The organism is Erythrobacter sp. K21-9, from assembly GCF_055808355.1.
The window spans coordinates 461,031-476,874 of record NZ_CM147866.1 but is presented as its reverse complement, the minus strand read 5'-3'; the positions used below and the strand labels follow the sequence as shown (position 1 = coordinate 476,874).

General features: G+C 61.7%; 9 protein-coding genes and 1 pseudogene. 4 read left to right on the top strand and 6 right to left on the bottom strand.

Translation table 11 applies throughout. The features are described from left to right. Positions 1-6: 6 nt before the first annotated feature. The 3 genes from AC0L39_RS02465 (at position 7) to AC0L39_RS02455 (ending at position 3,702) form a co-directional block, all read left to right on the top strand. Entirely contained in the window at positions 7-303 is a 297-nt protein-coding gene (locus AC0L39_RS02465) for a polyhydroxyalkanoic acid system family protein (protein WP_473260473.1), read from the top strand. Positions 304-514: 211 nt separating this feature from the next. Beyond that, entirely contained in the window at positions 515-1,099 is a 585-nt protein-coding gene (locus tag AC0L39_RS02460; RefSeq protein WP_473260472.1) for a biliverdin-producing heme oxygenase, read from the top strand. Next, positions 1,096-3,702 (top strand): HWE histidine kinase domain-containing protein, encoded by a 2,607-nt coding sequence (locus AC0L39_RS02455; RefSeq protein ID WP_473260470.1) that lies wholly within the window; start codon positions 1,096-1,098, stop codon positions 3,700-3,702. Before AC0L39_RS02460 ends, AC0L39_RS02455 begins: the two co-directional genes overlap by 4 nt. On the opposite strand, the gene AC0L39_RS02450 is transcribed toward AC0L39_RS02455, so the two are convergent. The 3 genes from AC0L39_RS02450 to AC0L39_RS02440 all read right to left on the bottom strand — a co-directional run bounded on the left by AC0L39_RS02450 (position 3,680) and on the right by AC0L39_RS02440 (position 6,369). Then, positions 3,680-4,510, bottom strand: coding sequence for a class I mannose-6-phosphate isomerase (locus tag AC0L39_RS02450; protein WP_473260469.1), 831 nt, complete (start codon positions 4,508-4,510; stop codon positions 3,680-3,682). The genes AC0L39_RS02455 and AC0L39_RS02450 overlap by 23 nt on opposite strands. Then, positions 4,507-5,559: a mannose-1-phosphate guanylyltransferase gene (locus tag AC0L39_RS02445; protein WP_473260467.1), complete on the bottom strand. Its 1,053-nt coding sequence runs from the start codon at positions 5,557-5,559 to the stop codon at positions 4,507-4,509. The genes AC0L39_RS02450 and AC0L39_RS02445 overlap by 4 nt, the downstream gene beginning before the upstream one ends. A 117-nt stretch (positions 5,560-5,676) precedes the next feature. Beyond that, positions 5,677-6,369, bottom strand: a complete 693-nt coding sequence (locus tag AC0L39_RS02440; protein WP_473260465.1) for an energy transducer TonB — start codon at positions 6,367-6,369, stop codon at positions 5,677-5,679. 126 nt (positions 6,370-6,495) lie between these two features. On the opposite strand from AC0L39_RS02440, the gene AC0L39_RS02435 reads away from it, so the two are divergent. Then, positions 6,496-9,459: an ATP-binding protein gene (locus tag AC0L39_RS02435; protein ID WP_473260464.1), complete on the top strand. Its 2,964-nt coding sequence runs from the start codon at positions 6,496-6,498 to the stop codon at positions 9,457-9,459. Between the two features lie 105 nt (positions 9,460-9,564). On the opposite strand, the gene AC0L39_RS02430 is transcribed toward AC0L39_RS02435, so the two are convergent. From AC0L39_RS02430 to AC0L39_RS02420, 3 genes and pseudogenes are all read right to left on the bottom strand, one after another. Continuing rightward, positions 9,565-13,041: a TonB-dependent receptor gene (locus AC0L39_RS02430; protein ID WP_473260462.1), complete on the bottom strand. Its 3,477-nt coding sequence runs from the start codon at positions 13,039-13,041 to the stop codon at positions 9,565-9,567. Positions 13,042-13,322: 281 nt separating this feature from the next. Continuing rightward, a pseudogene (locus AC0L39_RS02425) lies at positions 13,323-14,290 on the bottom strand (isopenicillin N synthase family dioxygenase). 57 nt (positions 14,291-14,347) lie between these two features. Then, positions 14,348-15,820: a NupC/NupG family nucleoside CNT transporter gene (locus AC0L39_RS02420; RefSeq protein WP_473260461.1), complete on the bottom strand. Its 1,473-nt coding sequence runs from the start codon at positions 15,818-15,820 to the stop codon at positions 14,348-14,350. Between the last annotated feature and the right edge of the window lie 24 nt (positions 15,821-15,844).

Below are 15,844 nucleotides of genomic sequence, written 5' to 3'. Positions count from 1 at the left end.
CGGGGCATGCGCGTAAGTCTCCCCCATGACCTCGGCAAAGAGGAAGTGCGCAAGCGAATGCGCGAGCGCAGCCACGAGATCGCAGGCTATTTCCCGCCCGGAATGGCGAGCATCGACACCTCGTGGTCCGATGAAGACCAGATGGACATGGTCGTCACCGCAGTCGGCCAGCGGATCGAAGGCGCGGTCGAGGTGCATGACGAACATGTCGTGATCGAAATGAACCTGCCGGCGATGCTCGGATTTCTGCGCGGAACGCTCGAAAACGCCGTGCGGACGCAGGGATCAAAATTGCTGGAGTGATCCAGCTCGAGAATTATGGATATCCCTCGAAACAGACCAAAACCAATAGCTTAGAAAGCGCGTCAGGACAGTGGCTTCGCGAAGTTCATTGCGTTTTGCGCGTCATTCTGTCATCTCGCGCTTACAGATTGACCGACAAATTCGGCTTACAGCCTAGAATTCGGTCGCAAAGAGGCGCATTCCGATCGGCAACGTGGCCAATAGAGATGACATGCGGTCCTGCCTCCGCAGGTCGACGGCGGCTGCGCATGACCGGCTGGACGAAGCGATGCGAGCTGCCAGCGGTTGGGAAAACCGTCAGGATTATGCGCGCTTTCTCAACCTGCAATATGCGGCCCGCGCGCCGGTCGAGGCCTGGCTTGCAGAAAATGCGCCCACCGAATTGCGCCCCCCGGTGCAGTCTGCGCTGATCGCGCATGACCTCTCGGCCCTTGGCTCAGCCATTCCCGACGACGGGGAGGATTTCGATCTCGACCGGCACAGCGAGGCTCAGGCCGTCGGTGTGTCGTGGGTTCTCGCTGGATCGGCGCTCGGCAATCGCTCGATCCTGAAGGAACTGAGCCGCGCCGATCATGGGGACTGGCCCAGCGAATTCCTCGGCGATCCGGCGATGCTGATGTTCTGGAGCGGTCTCAAGCGCCGCATGCAGCGCTCCGCTACCCTGGAAGACATTGCAGCTGCCGCCAGCGGCGCTACAGCGGCGTTCGATCACTTTCTCGCTCACGCGCAAGGCAATGTTGCGCTGACGTCCGACCTGCGCACCTCCGACCATTCCTGTCCGATGGGCCCTCCATGAATTACAGCCATCCAAATTCCGCCCTGACCGAATGCGATCGGGAACCGATCCACCAGATTGCAGCGATCCAGGGCTTTGGCGGCCTGATCGCTGTCAATGCCGATTGGGTGATCGCCCAGCGTTCGGTCAATTGCGCAGACATTCTCGGTATCGGCACCCTCCCGGATGTCGGTGACCGGCTTGCCAATCACTTTACGCCGAACGCGATGGACGCTCTAAAAAGCGCCATTTCCCGGCAATCGGAAGATGATCAGGTCGAGCGCATCTTCGGCCTCCGGCTCACCAGCGGCGGAGAGCTGTTCGATTGCGCAATCCATCCCAGCGGCGGCAAATTTGTGATCGAATTCGAGCGCCATGCGGACGCCGAATATTCCGACCACCTCGCGCTTATCGGCCCGGTCCTGTCCCAGCTCGAGCCGATCAGGGATATGGGCGCGCTGTGCGATAAAGGCGCGGAGCTCGTGCGGCAGATGCTCGGCTACGACCGCGTGATGGTCTACAAATTCCACCGCGACGAAAGCGGCGAAGTCATTGCCGAGGACCGGCGCGATGACCTCGAACCGTTCCTCGGACTGCGCTATCCGCAAGCCGATATTCCGCAGCAGGCACGCGAGCTGTTCCGCCGCAACCGCTTCCGGATCATTGCCGATATGGATGAGGAGCCGGTCGCTATCGAACCGGCCCTGTCGATGTATGGTGAGCCACTCGACCTGTCGATGAGCGCGCTGCGGTCGCATTCCCGGGTTCACGTCAAATATATGCGCAATATGGGCGCGCAGGCCTCGCTCACCATTGCGATCGTTCGGCACAACAGGCTCTGGGGCATGTTCTCATGCCACCATGCCGAGCCGAAGTTGCCAGCGTATTCGCTCCGCACCGTGGCGGAAATGTTCAGCCAGATGTTCTCGCTCATGCTTGACCGCATCCTGATCGCGCGGTCCGATGCGCAGAGGAATCGCGGGCGAGAGTTGCACGACCAGCTGATGCTGCGATTTGCAGGCGGCAACGACCTCGCGGATAGCCTGCCGATCCTCGAAGATGTCCTGCAAGACGTCATCCCGCATGACGGGGCATCATTGTGGATCGGGGAGCAATACAGCGCGAGAGGTGCCGCCCCGGGCGAGCAGGAGTTCAAGGCTCTCGGCCCGGCGCTGAGCAGCGCGCCGAACGGCGCGATCATCGCCTCGGCTGAACTGAAGCGGCAAATACCCAGCGCTTCGGTATTCGGCGATGTGGCAGCGGGCGCGCTCATCCTGCCGATATCGCGCAGTCCGCGCGATTACCTGGTTCTGTGGCGCAAGCCGCTCACGCAGACAGTGAAATGGGCAGGCGACCCGACCAAGGCGATTGCTGCACCCGGTGAACGGCTCCAGCCGCGCAGCAGCTTTGCCGCGTGGGAAGAAAGCGTCGAGGGCCACAGCGAAGAATGGTCCGATGACGAACTCCAGATAGCGGAATCCCTGCGCGTCATCCTGCTCGAGGTAATCCTGCGGATGACCGATGAGACGGCGCGCGAGCGGGCCCGCGCACAGGAGCACCAGGAGTTGCTGATCGCGGAGCTCAATCACCGCGTCCGCAATATCCTCAACCTCATTCGCGGCCTCGTATCGCAATCGCAGGACGACGCGATGAGCGTGTCGAATTTTGCCGCGATCATTGGCGGGCGGATATCCGCGCTTGCCTCTGCGCATGACAACGTTACCCGCGAAAACTGGTCGCCAGCGCCGCTCTCGGCGCTGTTCGAAACCGAACTTGGGGCCTATCTCAACGAGAAGAAGGGCCGTTTCAAGCTGACGGGCGACGATGTCCTGATCAAGCCGGAAGCCTACACCGTGCTCGCGCTTGTGGTGCACGAACTGGTTACCAACTCCGCCAAGTACGGCGCCTTGTGCGACAGCACGGGAAGCATTTCGGTCGACATAGGCGCGAACGCTTTCGGCGATCTGGAGATCAAATGGCGCGAGCGCGGCGGACCGCCGGTGAAGGCGCCGACGCGGCGCGGCTTTGGCTCGACCATCATCGAACGCTCGATACCGCACGAGCTCAAGGGCGATGCCGTTCTGCGCTTCAAGCTGACAGGGCTGGAGGCGGATTTCACGGTTCCGCATCGTTTTCTCGCCGAGAATTCAGCCTGGTCGCCGAGTAATCCGGCCAGGAAGGCCGCGAATGACACCGCTTCGAGCCCTGCCGCAGCACCGGACAATGACGGCGACACCGCCATGCCGACCCATGTGCTCGTGGTCGAAGACAGCATGATCATCGCGCTCGACACCGAGGAAAACCTCAAACGCCTTGGTGTGAAATCGGTCAGCGTCGAGAGCAGCGTGTCCGGCGCCCTGGCCTCGCTGAAAGCCAAACTGCCCGACTTCGCCATTATCGATTACAACCTCGGCAGCGAATCCAGCGAACCTGTGGCCTTGGCTCTCAAGGAAAAGGGCGCGCGCTTCGTGCTAGCGACCGGCTATGCCGAGATGGCGGACAATATCGAAGAGCTTGGAGCGCAGGCATTGCTGCGCAAGCCCTATGGGCGCGGCGATATAGAGCAATTGCTGAAAACCGCTTGTGAGGCGCAGGATCCGGTCAGGGATGTGAAGGACGCGTAAGCAGCGTCACGCCCGCTTCGCTGAAATCGAGCGCGCCAATGTTCGGCGCATATAAGCACTCGCCCGCTTCGGCGCTCGTGTTTCCATCGCGCGGCAGCACCCGGCCCGAAAGCGGTAGCGCGAGCAGACCGCCTGCATAGGCGGCTTCGCAGGACGCACCGGGCGTTCCTTCAATACGGTCGAGACGAAAATGCTCGCCATCGATCAGCACCGGTCCGCGCTGCGACACCGAACTGCGATGCGCGCCGGAATATGGCCCCGTATCGGCCACGGCCATCGCGCGTTCGAGATGAAGCTCGCGCGCGCGGCCGTAGTCGTACAGCCGGAAGGTCGTGTCGCTGTTCTGCTGCACTTCGACCAGCGACAGGCCCGGCCCGATGGCGTGGACGGTCCCGGCGGGCAGATAGAATATGTCGCCAGCCTTGGCGTCATGCCAGGTCAGCAGTTCTTCGATCGACCCGTTCTGCGCCGCCTCCCTGACCGTCTCCGGCGCCAGCTGCTCCTCGAACCCGATAGCAAGTTTCGCACCCGGTTCGGCATCGAGTACGAGCCAGCATTCCTCCTTGCCCGCCTCACCGGGAAGCGCGCTCGCGTCTCCGGGATGGACCTGGACCGAGAGTTTTTCACTGGTGAAGAGATATTTGACGAGCAGCTGCGGCAATTCGGGCGCAGGCTCGAACCAGATTTCTCCGATCCGCCGTCCGGACTTGGCCGAAAATGGGGCTGGCAAGGTGTCACGTCCCCAGACTTTCTCGACCAATTTCGTCGAAAGCTTGCGCGGCTCCTCAGAAATAGCGCGCGTCGTCATTGATTGGCAGCGCCGGGCAATTTCCCGACCCTTTGGGCGCCATCGCGCGTAGTCACAAGAACTTCGCCGTCCGAAACGATTATGCAGATATCGTCGAGACCGACGGCAGAAATGCGCGGTCCGTCGCTGAACGCCAGGACATCGGTGCAGCCATCCAGATCGACGTCGCCGCGCGTGACATTTCCGTCATCGCTGCCCTGTTTCAGAGCGTCATGAAGCGCAGCCCAGCTGCCGATATCGGACCAGCCCATGTCGGCAGGGACCATCGCGGCGCGGGCAGTTTTTTCCATGACCGCGTAATCGATCGAATCTCCCTCGATCGCGGCGAATGGTTCGGCGGCGGGATGAAACAGGCTGCCATCCTCGCGCCCCTGCGCGGCGGCTTGTTTCACGAGGCTCGCCATGTCCGGGCGATGCGCGGCGAGCTCCTGCATCAGAAAGCCTGCCCGAAACGCGAAGATCCCGCCATTCCAGCTGTATTCGCCGCTTTCCAGATAGGCCTTGGCCCGCTCAAGATCGGGTTTTTCGACAAAGCGGGCAATCGTGAAACCTGCTCCAAGTGTCTCACCCCGATGCAGGTAGCCATAGCCGGTTTCGGGATGGGTCGGTGCAATGCCGAAAGACACCAGCCAGTCATCTGCGGCAAGCTCCGCAGCGGCAAGAGCGGCTGCGCGGAAAGCGGTTTCATCCGCGATATGGTGGTCGCTGGGGCACACCAGCATGATATCGTCATCCGGGAGCATCGCAGCGGCGAGCGCGATTGCCGGACCGGTGTTGCGCGCACACGGCTCGACAATGATGCGGTGCGAAGATTCTGCCGCACCTGAAGTAGCGATCTGCGCCTCGATCAGATCGATGTGCCGCTCGCCAGCGACGACTACCGGCGCAGCAAAGCGCGCATCGCCTGCGACCCTGCTAACCGCCTGTTCGAACAGGGTCTGTTCGCCGATTAGCGGCAGGAATGGCTTGGGCTTGTCCTTGCGGCTGACCGGCCAGAGCCTCGTGCCGCTGCCGCCGCACAGGATGACCGGGTGGATCGTATTGGGCATGAGACGGCTTTTCGTATCCGTGAGAATTCGTGGAAGGCAGCGATAGCGCCGCCTATATCAGCCGGACCGCGCGATACCAGCCTGATTTCGTGCGCTCGGCGTTCTATCTGGCCTGTTTCAGAACCATCTCTGCCGCCAATAGAACGGCGCCGGGACAGGATTGCCATTGCCGTCCTGCGCCGGGCGGAAGCGAAGCCGGTTCTCGACCAGCCGGCACGTGATGCGGTCGGCCTCCGGATCGGGGCTGGCGCGGTAGACAGAGCACTGGCGCGCGCGGCCATCGACCCCGACGATCACGCGAACGATCACCTCTGTCCCGCGGCGCGCCTGCCGCCCGCCGGGCGGGACCGGATAGTCACGTGCGTTGTCGATCCCGCCGGAGATGTGCACCGGCTTGCTGACAGCTATTCCGCCCTGCCCGCCGCCGCGATTTCCGCTGCCGGTTCCGGGACCGGAGCCTGCCGCACCGGTGCCTTCGCCCGTTTCGCGCGCGCCCGATCTGGTTGCGGTGCCGGTCGATGATGCCTCGGGCAGCGGCCTGGGCTGCTGCTCGATCGGCGTCTTGGGCGCGGTCACTGGCTGAGGGACGGCCTGCTCGCCGGGCGCACCCTGGGCGCCTTCATCGGGCTCGGACTCGTTTTCAGGCGGCGGCGGATCGGGAGGCGCCGTGATCGTCACCGTGAAAGCAGAGACGACGCTGTCTTCGACCGAAGCGGTGAAATCAGGCGCAAGCGCGCGCGCCAATCCATAAAGCGCGGCCACATGTAGCAGGATAATGATCACGACCAGCCACCAGCGAGGGCGGCGCATCGGGCCTGCGTAACGGGTTTTTACGGAGGTACTCGTCAACTGGGTTGCTGTCTTTCTGGTCCATTTCGGTGGCGATAGCGCCTCTGGATCGTGCGTTTTCCTATACCAAAGCTGGAGCGCAGTGCGATGGAGAGGATTATTACTGGCATAGACCCGGATGTAACGCGCAAGCGCGCTGGCGGTTTCGCAACGGGCCCGATCGATGCCGCAGATTTGGGTGTCGCGGCGCTCGGGGGGCTTGGCTTTTTCCTGCTCGCAGTGCTCAGCCTGTCGCTGTCGAAATTCGACGCGGCGCTCGCCAGCGTATGGTTTCCCAATGCAGCTGCGGTTGCGTTTCTCCTGACCGTCAGGCTGCGAAACGAGATACCGTTTTACGCCTGCGTCTTCGCCGCGAGCATGCTTGGCAATTTGATGGGCGGTATCCCGGCGGCAATGACGCCGGTCTTTTCGCTGGCCAATATCGTCGACATCGCCCTCGTCACAGGTCTGACACGTAAGGCCTGCGGTGACCGGCCCGACATGACTCAGCTGCCGCATCTCACGCGCTTCATCTGGGCTGGCGGGGTTGCCGGCCCGGTTGTTTCAGCGATCATTGCAGCAACCGTCATGGGCCCGGATGTGGAGGCAATGTGGTCCGGGGCAACCGCGTGGTTTCTGACCGACAGCATGGGTATGGTGCTGATCGTACCCACAGTCCTGCTGATCGTCGATGCTGCGCGGTCTTCTCAGCGCATTTCGGGCGCTGAGCTCGCCGAGCGGGTGACCTTGCTGATTGGCGGCATGGCCTGCGCCTATTTCGTCTTTCGTCAGGATATCTACCCGCTGCTGTTCCTCATACCGCCGATCACGCTGCTTCACGCCTTTCGCATGGGAAGCCTCGGCACGGCCTTTCATGTCTTAGCGGTCGCCGCCGTGACCAGCGCGATGACCTGGTGGGGCTATGGGCCGATTGACAGGGTAACCGCGTCTCCTGTCACGCAGGTCTATCTCGTTCAGACATTCATCGCGGCCAATTTCCTGACGGGTTTGCCGATCGCGGCAATCCTCGCGGGCCGTGACCGGATCATGCAGGAGCTGGACGGGGGCAAGCGCAAGCTTGATCTGCTGGCGGGCAATATAACCGACGCGGTGATGCGCTATGACCTCGAGGGAGTGTGCACCTATGCCTCGCCCTCGGTCCGTGATGTGCTTGGCGAAGATCCCGAGGTTCTGGTCGGACAGCGGCCCACGGACCGGATGCATGAGGATGCCAGGGACCGAATTACGCTCGCGCAGAGGAGGCTCGTCTCCGGCGAATCCGACAAGGAGCGTTTCACATATCGCCGCCTCCTCGATAGCGATGATGGTACACCTGTTTTCATCGAAGCCGATTGCGCTATCGCGTACAATCCAGAGAACTTGAAGCGCGAGGGAATTGTCGTGTCCGCGAGGGACGTGACCGAGCGGGTCGAGCTGGAATTGCTGCTGACCCGCGCCCGCCGCCACGCCGAAAACGCGGCCAATGCAAAGTCGGAATTCCTCGCCAATATGAGCCACGAAATCCGCACGCCGATGAACGGTGTGCTCGGATTTTCCGAGCTCATGCTGCAGAGCGACCTCGACGCCGACCAGCGCCGCCAGACGCAGCTGATCGTGCAATCGGCCCGTTCGATGATGCTGCTGCTCAACGATATACTCGACCTGTCGAAGATCGAAGCGGGGCAGATCACGATCGAGCATGCCCCTGTCGATATTCACCTGACACTGCAGGAATGCGCATCGCTGCACCGGGCCAATGCGAAGAAGAAGGGTGTCGAACTCATATTCGAGGCATCGGGCGATCAGCAGAGAGGAGCCAGCTGGATCGAAACGGACGGGCTGCGCGTGCGACAGATCGTGCTCAACCTCATTGGCAACGCAGTGAAATTCACCGAAAGCGGCTCCATAAATGTGAGTTACACGGTCGATGAAAACAAGTTCAGCGTACAGGTCCGCGATTCTGGCATAGGCATCAGCCCATCACGCCTCGAGACGATTTTCCAGCCCTTCACCCAAGCCGAGAGCGACACGTCGCGGCGCTTCGGCGGAACCGGCCTTGGCCTGACGATCAGCCGCCAGCTCGCAGAATTGCTCGGCGGTTTTATCGAGGCCGAAAGCACGCCGGGCTCCGGGTCTTGCTTCACCCTCACGCTGCCCGCTGTGCACGCAGAACCGGTCCGGTCGGACGGCCCCGTTCAAACCGAACTTGCTCTTGAAAACATGCCGAGCGATGCCCGCATTCTTCTGGCCGAGGACCACGACATCAACCGTCTCCTGGCAACCGAAATGCTTGAGCGCTGCGGCCAGAAGGTCGCGGTGGCCCATGACGGGAACGAGGCAATTTCGATGGTGATCGACAGCGTGATGCGTGGATCGCCGTTCGACCTTGTCCTGATGGATATTCAGATGCCCGGCTGTGACGGCTATGCCGCGACGCGGGCCATTCGCGCAGAAGGTATCTGTGCAGATACGCTGCCTATCGTCGCCTTGACCGCCAACGCATTTCCCGAAGATATTGCCGCGGCGCGCGATGCAGGGATGCAGGCCCACTTGGCAAAGCCGCTGGTGTTCGCCGATCTCGCCCGCGCGCTGCAGCGCTGGCTCCCCACGCGTATCGTCGAGACCGCACCAGAGGATACGGCTGTGTCCGGCGCGCAGGCGCCGGGCCAAGAGCAGGCTGATGGCACCGACAGCCGGTCAGAAGGGATGCCGAGGAACGGCCAAGTTTCAGACTTCGCAGCGGTTCCGCAGGTGAAGTCCGAAAAGCTGATCGAGCGCTGGCATTTGCGGCGGAGCGAAGCGGTCGAGGCGGTTCGCGGAGCCGCGCGCAAAGGCCTGTTCGCCAATGCTTCGCTCACGGACGAAGACCGGATCGAACTCGCGCGGACCGTCCACAAGCTGGCAGGCACTGCCGCGATGTTTGGCGAGCCTGAACTCGGCAATCAGGCCGCTGCGCTCGAACGCGCGCTAAGGAATGAGCTGGATGGCTCCGTCCAGCATGCGCTGGCGACCGAGCTGCTTAATCTTGCCGACGAAAGCGCGGCCGGAGCGCGAGAAGCAAGGCACGCCTGATAGGCAAGCGAGCCGCGCGCCATGCGCTGCAACCCGGCCACAAAAGCAAACGGCGGGACCCCAAGGCCCCGCCGCTGCTTTTTCCTGTAATCGGAGTGCGACGAACTAGAATTCGTAGCGGGCACCGACCTGAATACGCCAGATGCTGTTGTTGACGAAGGTATCCGCTTCACCGGCAAAGCCGTTGAAGTTGTCGATCACGTAACGGCCCTGATCGTCGAACGCGCCGTCAACAAGATCGACCCGTCCGTCAAACCCGCCAAGTGCGCGGCGAGTGTTCCAGTCGCCGTCGAGCAGGTTCAGGAAGTTTGCGAAATCCGCGAACACTTCGATGCGGTCTTCCTTGATACCCGTCAACGATCCGAGGAACGGCAGTTCCTGGCTCAAACGGATATCCATGTCGAAGAACCACTCGTTGCGGCAGGAGTTGCGCTTGATCGTTTCACCGGGAGTGAATTCGCAGTTCAAGTCGCTCACGACACCGGTACCGTCATTAATCGCCGCCAGCAGTGCGGTGACCGCAGCTGGATCGCTGTCAGGCGAAAGGTTCGGATCGTTCAGGCCGGTCGGGATGTAAAGCAGCGCGTTCTGCTCACGCGCGCTGGCATCGTCGAAGAACGGGCGGCCATCGTCGAACACGAGGCTGTACGGACGACCTTCCGAAGCACGGAAGAAGATGCCGAGGCCGGTGTCGAAACCATCGATGAATTCTTCACGGACGAACAACGATGCGGTGAAGTTGTGCCGCGTTTCAAAGCCGGACTGCGAGACCGCAGGGCTCTGACGGTTGAAGGCCGGGAAGTTGTCGATGGTCGACGTCGCGGTCGACGAGCGGAAGTTGTTGGTCTGCTCGCTATCGCTGAATGCGTAACCAAAGTTCACATTCACGCTGCCGGTGTCGGTGAACAGACCTTCGCTGAAGCGCTTGGTCAGAATCAACGAGGCGTTGTGGCTGTCAAAGCTCGGGCCATTGTTCAACTGCACGAAGTCGTCGAGACTGGTGCCGAAACATTCCGGGGTGACATTATCGAAAGTCGGCGGATTGCCGGTTACGAAGGTCGCGTTACAGCCGGCCCGCAGCGGGTCGATCGGACGGCGCAGTTCGCGGCCATCGACCGTGAAGCCGTTAAGCCCGAGCGACGGATCGATTACCTGCACGAGGTCGTTCACGTTGAGCGTGTCGTTAAACCGCGTGTAAATGTAATCGACGTTCAGACGCCAGCCGGAGAAGAACCCGCTGTCGGTACCGATTTCGGTTGCGAAGCCGACATTGGCGCGAACCGCGGTCGGAATGTCGAAATCGGGTGCGATCGACTGGAGGTCGCCATTACCGGCAGCCGCGCCAGCGGCCGCTGCATCGATGGCGCATTGCGGGAAGCCGGTGAAGCCGCCGCCGGTTACGACGTCGATCTGGCCGGTAGCCGCATCAATCGGAAGATCTGCGGTAGCGCAGTCACCCGTGTCGCCCGATACCGATGCAAATCCATCGTTCGAGAACGCATTCGAGAAATAGACAACCGGATCGCCGCCCGCGAACACACCGAGACCGGCGGTCACACGGCTTGCCGAGAAGAAGCCTTCATTGTCGAATTCGTAGGTCGCAGCGATACGCGGAAGCACGACCGGATCGATCTTGCTGAACGATACCGCGTTGGTGAAACCGAAACGTTCCTGGAAAAGACCGTTGGCACGCGGCGCGTCGCCATCATAGAGCTGGACACGCACGCCGGCGGTCAGGCTCAGCTGGTCGGTCGCCTGCCATTCGTCCTGTGCGAACACCGAATACACCCGGCGGCTGAACAGCGCGGCAGCGTTGTTGATATCGCCGTCGATACCGGCACGAATGGCACCGCCACCCGCATCACCGGCCACGACATCGGCAGGACCGTCAAAGTCGCCGCCCGTTCCCGGTGCGAGCAGACCCTGCTCGAAATCGTCGAGGCCGTTGAAGAACAGCGTACCGGTTGCGTTGATCGCGAACAGGTTGAACACTTCGAGGTCGTTGATCTCGGCACCGAACTTCAGGAAGTGACCTTCGCCTGCATCCACGTTGAGGATGAAGCGGGCCTGATCGATCTTGGTGTCGAGTTGGTTGGCCGAGCGGAAGATGCCCGGACCGGTAGCGAGGCCGCCAGCTTCCCCGTCGGGGATCAGGCCGCTGTTTTCATTGTCGAGACCAACAACGAGGCGCACGGTCGGATTGTCCGACTGGGCTTCGCCAAAACCGACCGGACCCTGAACGTCGCCGACTTCGGCGCGGCTGAGGCGCAGTTCGGTCGAGATCGTGTCGCTCCAGTCGGAATACAGACGGACCGAGTAGTAATCGGAGATCGTGCCTTCGTCTTCGAACGAGTTGAAGCCGGTGAAGGTCTCCCCGCCGCCGTCGAATTCGACATTGGTTTCTTCGAGACGCTGATAGGTAGCCTCAAGGCGGTGATCGTCGGTGATCTGCGCATCGAGACGGCCGAAATAGCGGACGTTACCTTCCGGAAGCTGCGAAGGAAGACCGCCAATGTCCTGTCCATAGACGTCGTTGGCGATCTGCGCGAAGCGATCGAACTGGGCCTGGGTTACGAAGTTTTCCTCGTCGGCAGCGCCCGAACCGAACGGTCCGCGGTTGAAGCCGTCGGCCAGCTTCACTTCTTCGTAGCCGAGCGAGAAGAAAAGGCGATCGGGAATGATCGGGCCCGAAAGCGTGGCGCCCCACCGCTCTTCGCGGCCGGCATTGATACCGGTTGTCGTACCGTCGGCTTCGACGACCGAGTCATTCTGCATGCTCTCGTCGAAGTAGGTGTAGAATGCCGAACCAGAGAATTCGTTCTGACCGGCCTTGGTGACGACGTTCACGAGGCAGCCGGTGAAGTCGGAATACTCGACGTCGAACGGAGCGAACTCGACCGAAGTCTGCTCGATCACATCGAACGGAAGCGGCAGCGAGTTACGTGCAGCAAATGGCGCGCCGTTCAGACCGAACACGTCGGACTGGATGATCCCGTCAACGGTGAAGGTGTTCGAGCGGTCATTGCCGCCAAGGCACGAGATACGATCGACGTCGTTGCTCTGCTCGAGGCTGACACGCGGGTCGATCCGGATGATGTCGCGAACGTCGCGGGTGATCGAAGGGAATGCTTCGAGCGTCGCGGTGTCGAATGCGGTACCCGGGCCGACGGCAAGCTGGGTCACGCCGGCGCGCGCGCCGGTAACGACGATGACATTGTCCGCGCCGCCAGCAGCGGTCGCGGCGAGCGTGAAGTTGAAGCCGGTGTTACCCGAAATGCTGGTAAACACGTCCTCGACGGTCTGGCCTTCATAGCCCGACGCGGTGACGGTTACTGTGTATGGACCGCCCGGCGGGAGCGAGCCGACGCGGAAGCCGCCTTCGGAGCCTGCGGTCGCGGTGCGGACCGAACCGGTACGCTCGTCGGTGATGGTGACGACCGCTCCGGGCAGTGCTGCGCCGGTATCGTCGGTAACCGAACCTTCGATGCCAGAAGTAATCTGCTGGGCAGCTACCGGTGTTGTAAAAGTTGTGGCGGCAGTGAGACTGACGACGCTCGCTGCCAAGAGATACTTGAGTTTCATGAATTAGCCCCTGGTCACAAAGGAATGACGGTGAACGGCGCTCTGACTAGGCGCGTTGCGCTGCACAAAAGCGACTGTTTTGTGACAATTCGATGAAACGGAGTGAGCCGCCTAGGCGGTTTTGCTGCAATGCGTCAAAACGCGGCGCGCTAAGGCACGGAATCCAGCCGATTCGCGGTCCAGTGTTGCAACCAAGCCACGAGAATATTGTATTTTGCGGCCTCTGAGATTCTCACAAACACACCGGGATTCCCCGCATCAGCGGTGCGAATCCCCGAGCGTCAGGCCAGGTTGATCTCGCGCAGGCGCTGCAGGAGGAAATCGTGCGAAGTGATCGGTTCTGGCAGGGGTTCGCCCGAATTTTCGTCGACACAGCCCGGCAGCGGTTCGATCAGGTAGTCGGGCCGGAAATGAAGAAAGAACGGCATCGAATAGCGCGAGCGCCGCGCCGCCTCTCCGCTGGGATTGACCACGCGGTGCGTGGTTGAGCGCAATACCCCGCCGGTCAGCCGCTCGAGCATGTCGCCGACATTGATGACTAGAGCGCCTTCGGGCACGTCGACCGACAGCCACTCACCTGTCTTGCTGAGCAGTTCCAGCCCGGCTTCCTCTGCGCCGAGCAGCAGCGTAATCGTGTTGATATCGCCGTGCGCGGCTGCGCGGATTGCGCCTTCGGGGGCTTCGGGACCGAGCGGCGGATAATGCAGCAGGCGCATCACCGAATTCCCGTCCTCGACCGTCGGTGCAAAGAAATTGCGCTCAAGCCCGAGATGCAGGGCTATGGCTTCGAGCACGCGCAGGCCGGCTTCGTCGAATGCGCCGAACAATTCGGTGAAAGTGTCCTTGAAGCTACGGACTTCCTCGGGCCAGATGTTCGGAGCCATGTATTCCGAAAGCTCATGACCATCGCCTAGCGAGCGGTACCGACATGCCAGAATTCCTTCAGGTCGAAGATTTCGGCATCCTTGGCCTTTTCAGTGCCGAACGGCGTGTATCCGCGCGCTCCGCCTCCGCCTTCGATCTTGTACGAGCGCTTCACGGCATCAGGCAGCGCGAAGAATTCCTTCGACTTGGCTTCGGCGCGGGCAATCAGGTCGCGGGGAATGCCGTGATCGCGCACGATTGCGAAACCGTATTCGGCAAAGCTTTTCCCAAGCTCATCGGCAATATCTTCCGATGGCTGGGCAAGCGAGACGCTGGCGATGCCCGCTGTAGAGCGGGTGGTGGTTGCATTTGTAACTTCACTCATGGGTGCGGCTTTACACCCGCCAGCGCGATCCTGCCAAGAGGGTGCTTTCGCTCCGCCCTACAGGGGCAGGAAAATGCTCGCCAGCGCCGCGCTCATCAGATTGGCGAGGCTCCCTGCGGCGAGCGCCTTCAGCCCCAGGCGCGCGATCACGGGGCGCTGGTTCGGCGCGAGCCCGCCGGTCACCGCCATCTGGATCGCGATCGAGGAGAAGTTGGCAAAGCCGCATAATGCGAACGTGACGATCGCGCGGCTGCGCTCCGTCAATTCATTCCCGGTCATCGCGCCCAGATCGATGAATGCGACGAATTCGTTGAGCACGATCTTGGTCCCGAACAATCCGCCTGCGATCTGCGCTTGATCCCAGTCCGAGATTCCGATCAGGAACATGACGGGCGCAAACAGGTATCCGAGCAGCTTCTGGAAACTGATCGTGCTGAGCCACGTCGCGGTTTCCTCGCCGAAGGGAACTCCTGTGCCTGCCGCAAGCGCGACAAGGCCCGAGCCAAGCCCGCCGAGCATCCCATTGGCCAGCGCCACCAGCGCGACAAACACCATCACCATCGCCCCAACCGCGACGGCCAGTTTCACGCCTGTTTGCGTGCCTTGCGCCGCCGCTTCGATAATGTTGGCGGGGCGCTGCCCTTCTTCGAAAGTCTCGGCCATCTCGACCTCGGCAGGCTTTCCGCCTTCGACAATGGCAGCAGGGCCTTCTCCGGAAATACGCGATTGCGGCAGTTCGATTTCGTCGCCGTTCTCGTCATACATGGTCACCCGCGTCGCCTGCGCAGGGACAGTGGATCCCCCGCGCGCCTGCGCCGCGGCCATTTTTGCCACGCTCGCTTCGTGTGAGACCTCTTCCTCGTCCGGCATGATGATCTTCGCCATCAGGATACCGCCCGGCGCCGACATGAACGCGGCGGCCAGCAGGAACGGAACCGCTTCCGACCCGATGAAGCTCGCATAGGCGGCAAGGATCGTGCCCGCGACCCCGGCCATGCCGACCGTCATCAGAGTGAACAGCCGCGCCGGCGAAAGCGATGCCAGATAAGGGCGCACGACCAGTGGGCTTTCCGACTGACCCACGAAGATATTTGCCGCGCTGCCCAGCGCTTCGACCTTGCTGATCCCGGTGATCCAGCCGATTGCTCCACCGACCCAGCGCACCAATCGCTGCATGATGCCGAGGTGATAGAGGATCGACACGATCGCCGCGAAGAACACGATAACCGGAAGCGCCGCGATCACGAAAGTGTTGGTGAAGGGGTTGGTGTCCATCGGCCCAAACACCGCTTCGATCCCGACCTTGGAATAATCGAGCAGCGCGATCACGCCGTTAGACAGCGCCTGGATCGTTGCGACCCCGAAGTCCGTTCGCAAAACCAGCAGCGCCATGAAGGCCTGCAGCGCAAAGGCCGCCGTCACGACGCGCAGCCTGATCCGGCTTTTGCCTGACGAGAGAAGGAAGGCGACGCCAAGAATGGCGACGATGCCAAGCAGGCTGAACAGGTTGGACGTGATACTGTCGCTCACGGCTATTGGTGCCCCCGGATAGTA

Excerpts from the sequence above, each read along its gene's own strand:
- AC0L39_RS02435 (WP_473260464.1), top strand. The coding sequence starts at position 6,496 with ATGGAGAGGATTATTACTGGCATAGACCCGGATGTAACGCGCAAGCGC.
- AC0L39_RS02445 (WP_473260467.1), bottom strand. The coding sequence starts at position 5,559 with ATGCCCAATACGATCCACCCGGTCATCCTGTGCGGCGGCAGCGGCACG.
- AC0L39_RS02455 (WP_473260470.1), top strand. The coding sequence starts at position 1,096 with ATGAATTACAGCCATCCAAATTCCGCCCTGACCGAATGCGATCGGGAA.
- AC0L39_RS02430 (WP_473260462.1), bottom strand. The coding sequence starts at position 13,041 with ATGAAACTCAAGTATCTCTTGGCAGCGAGCGTCGTCAGTCTCACTGCC.
- AC0L39_RS02450 (WP_473260469.1), bottom strand. The coding sequence starts at position 4,510 with ATGACGACGCGCGCTATTTCTGAGGAGCCGCGCAAGCTTTCGACGAAA.
- AC0L39_RS02440 (WP_473260465.1), bottom strand. The coding sequence starts at position 6,369 with ATGCGCCGCCCTCGCTGGTGGCTGGTCGTGATCATTATCCTGCTACAT.
- AC0L39_RS02465 (WP_473260473.1), top strand. The coding sequence starts at position 7 with ATGCGCGTAAGTCTCCCCCATGACCTCGGCAAAGAGGAAGTGCGCAAG.
- AC0L39_RS02460 (WP_473260472.1), top strand. The coding sequence starts at position 515 with ATGCGGTCCTGCCTCCGCAGGTCGACGGCGGCTGCGCATGACCGGCTG.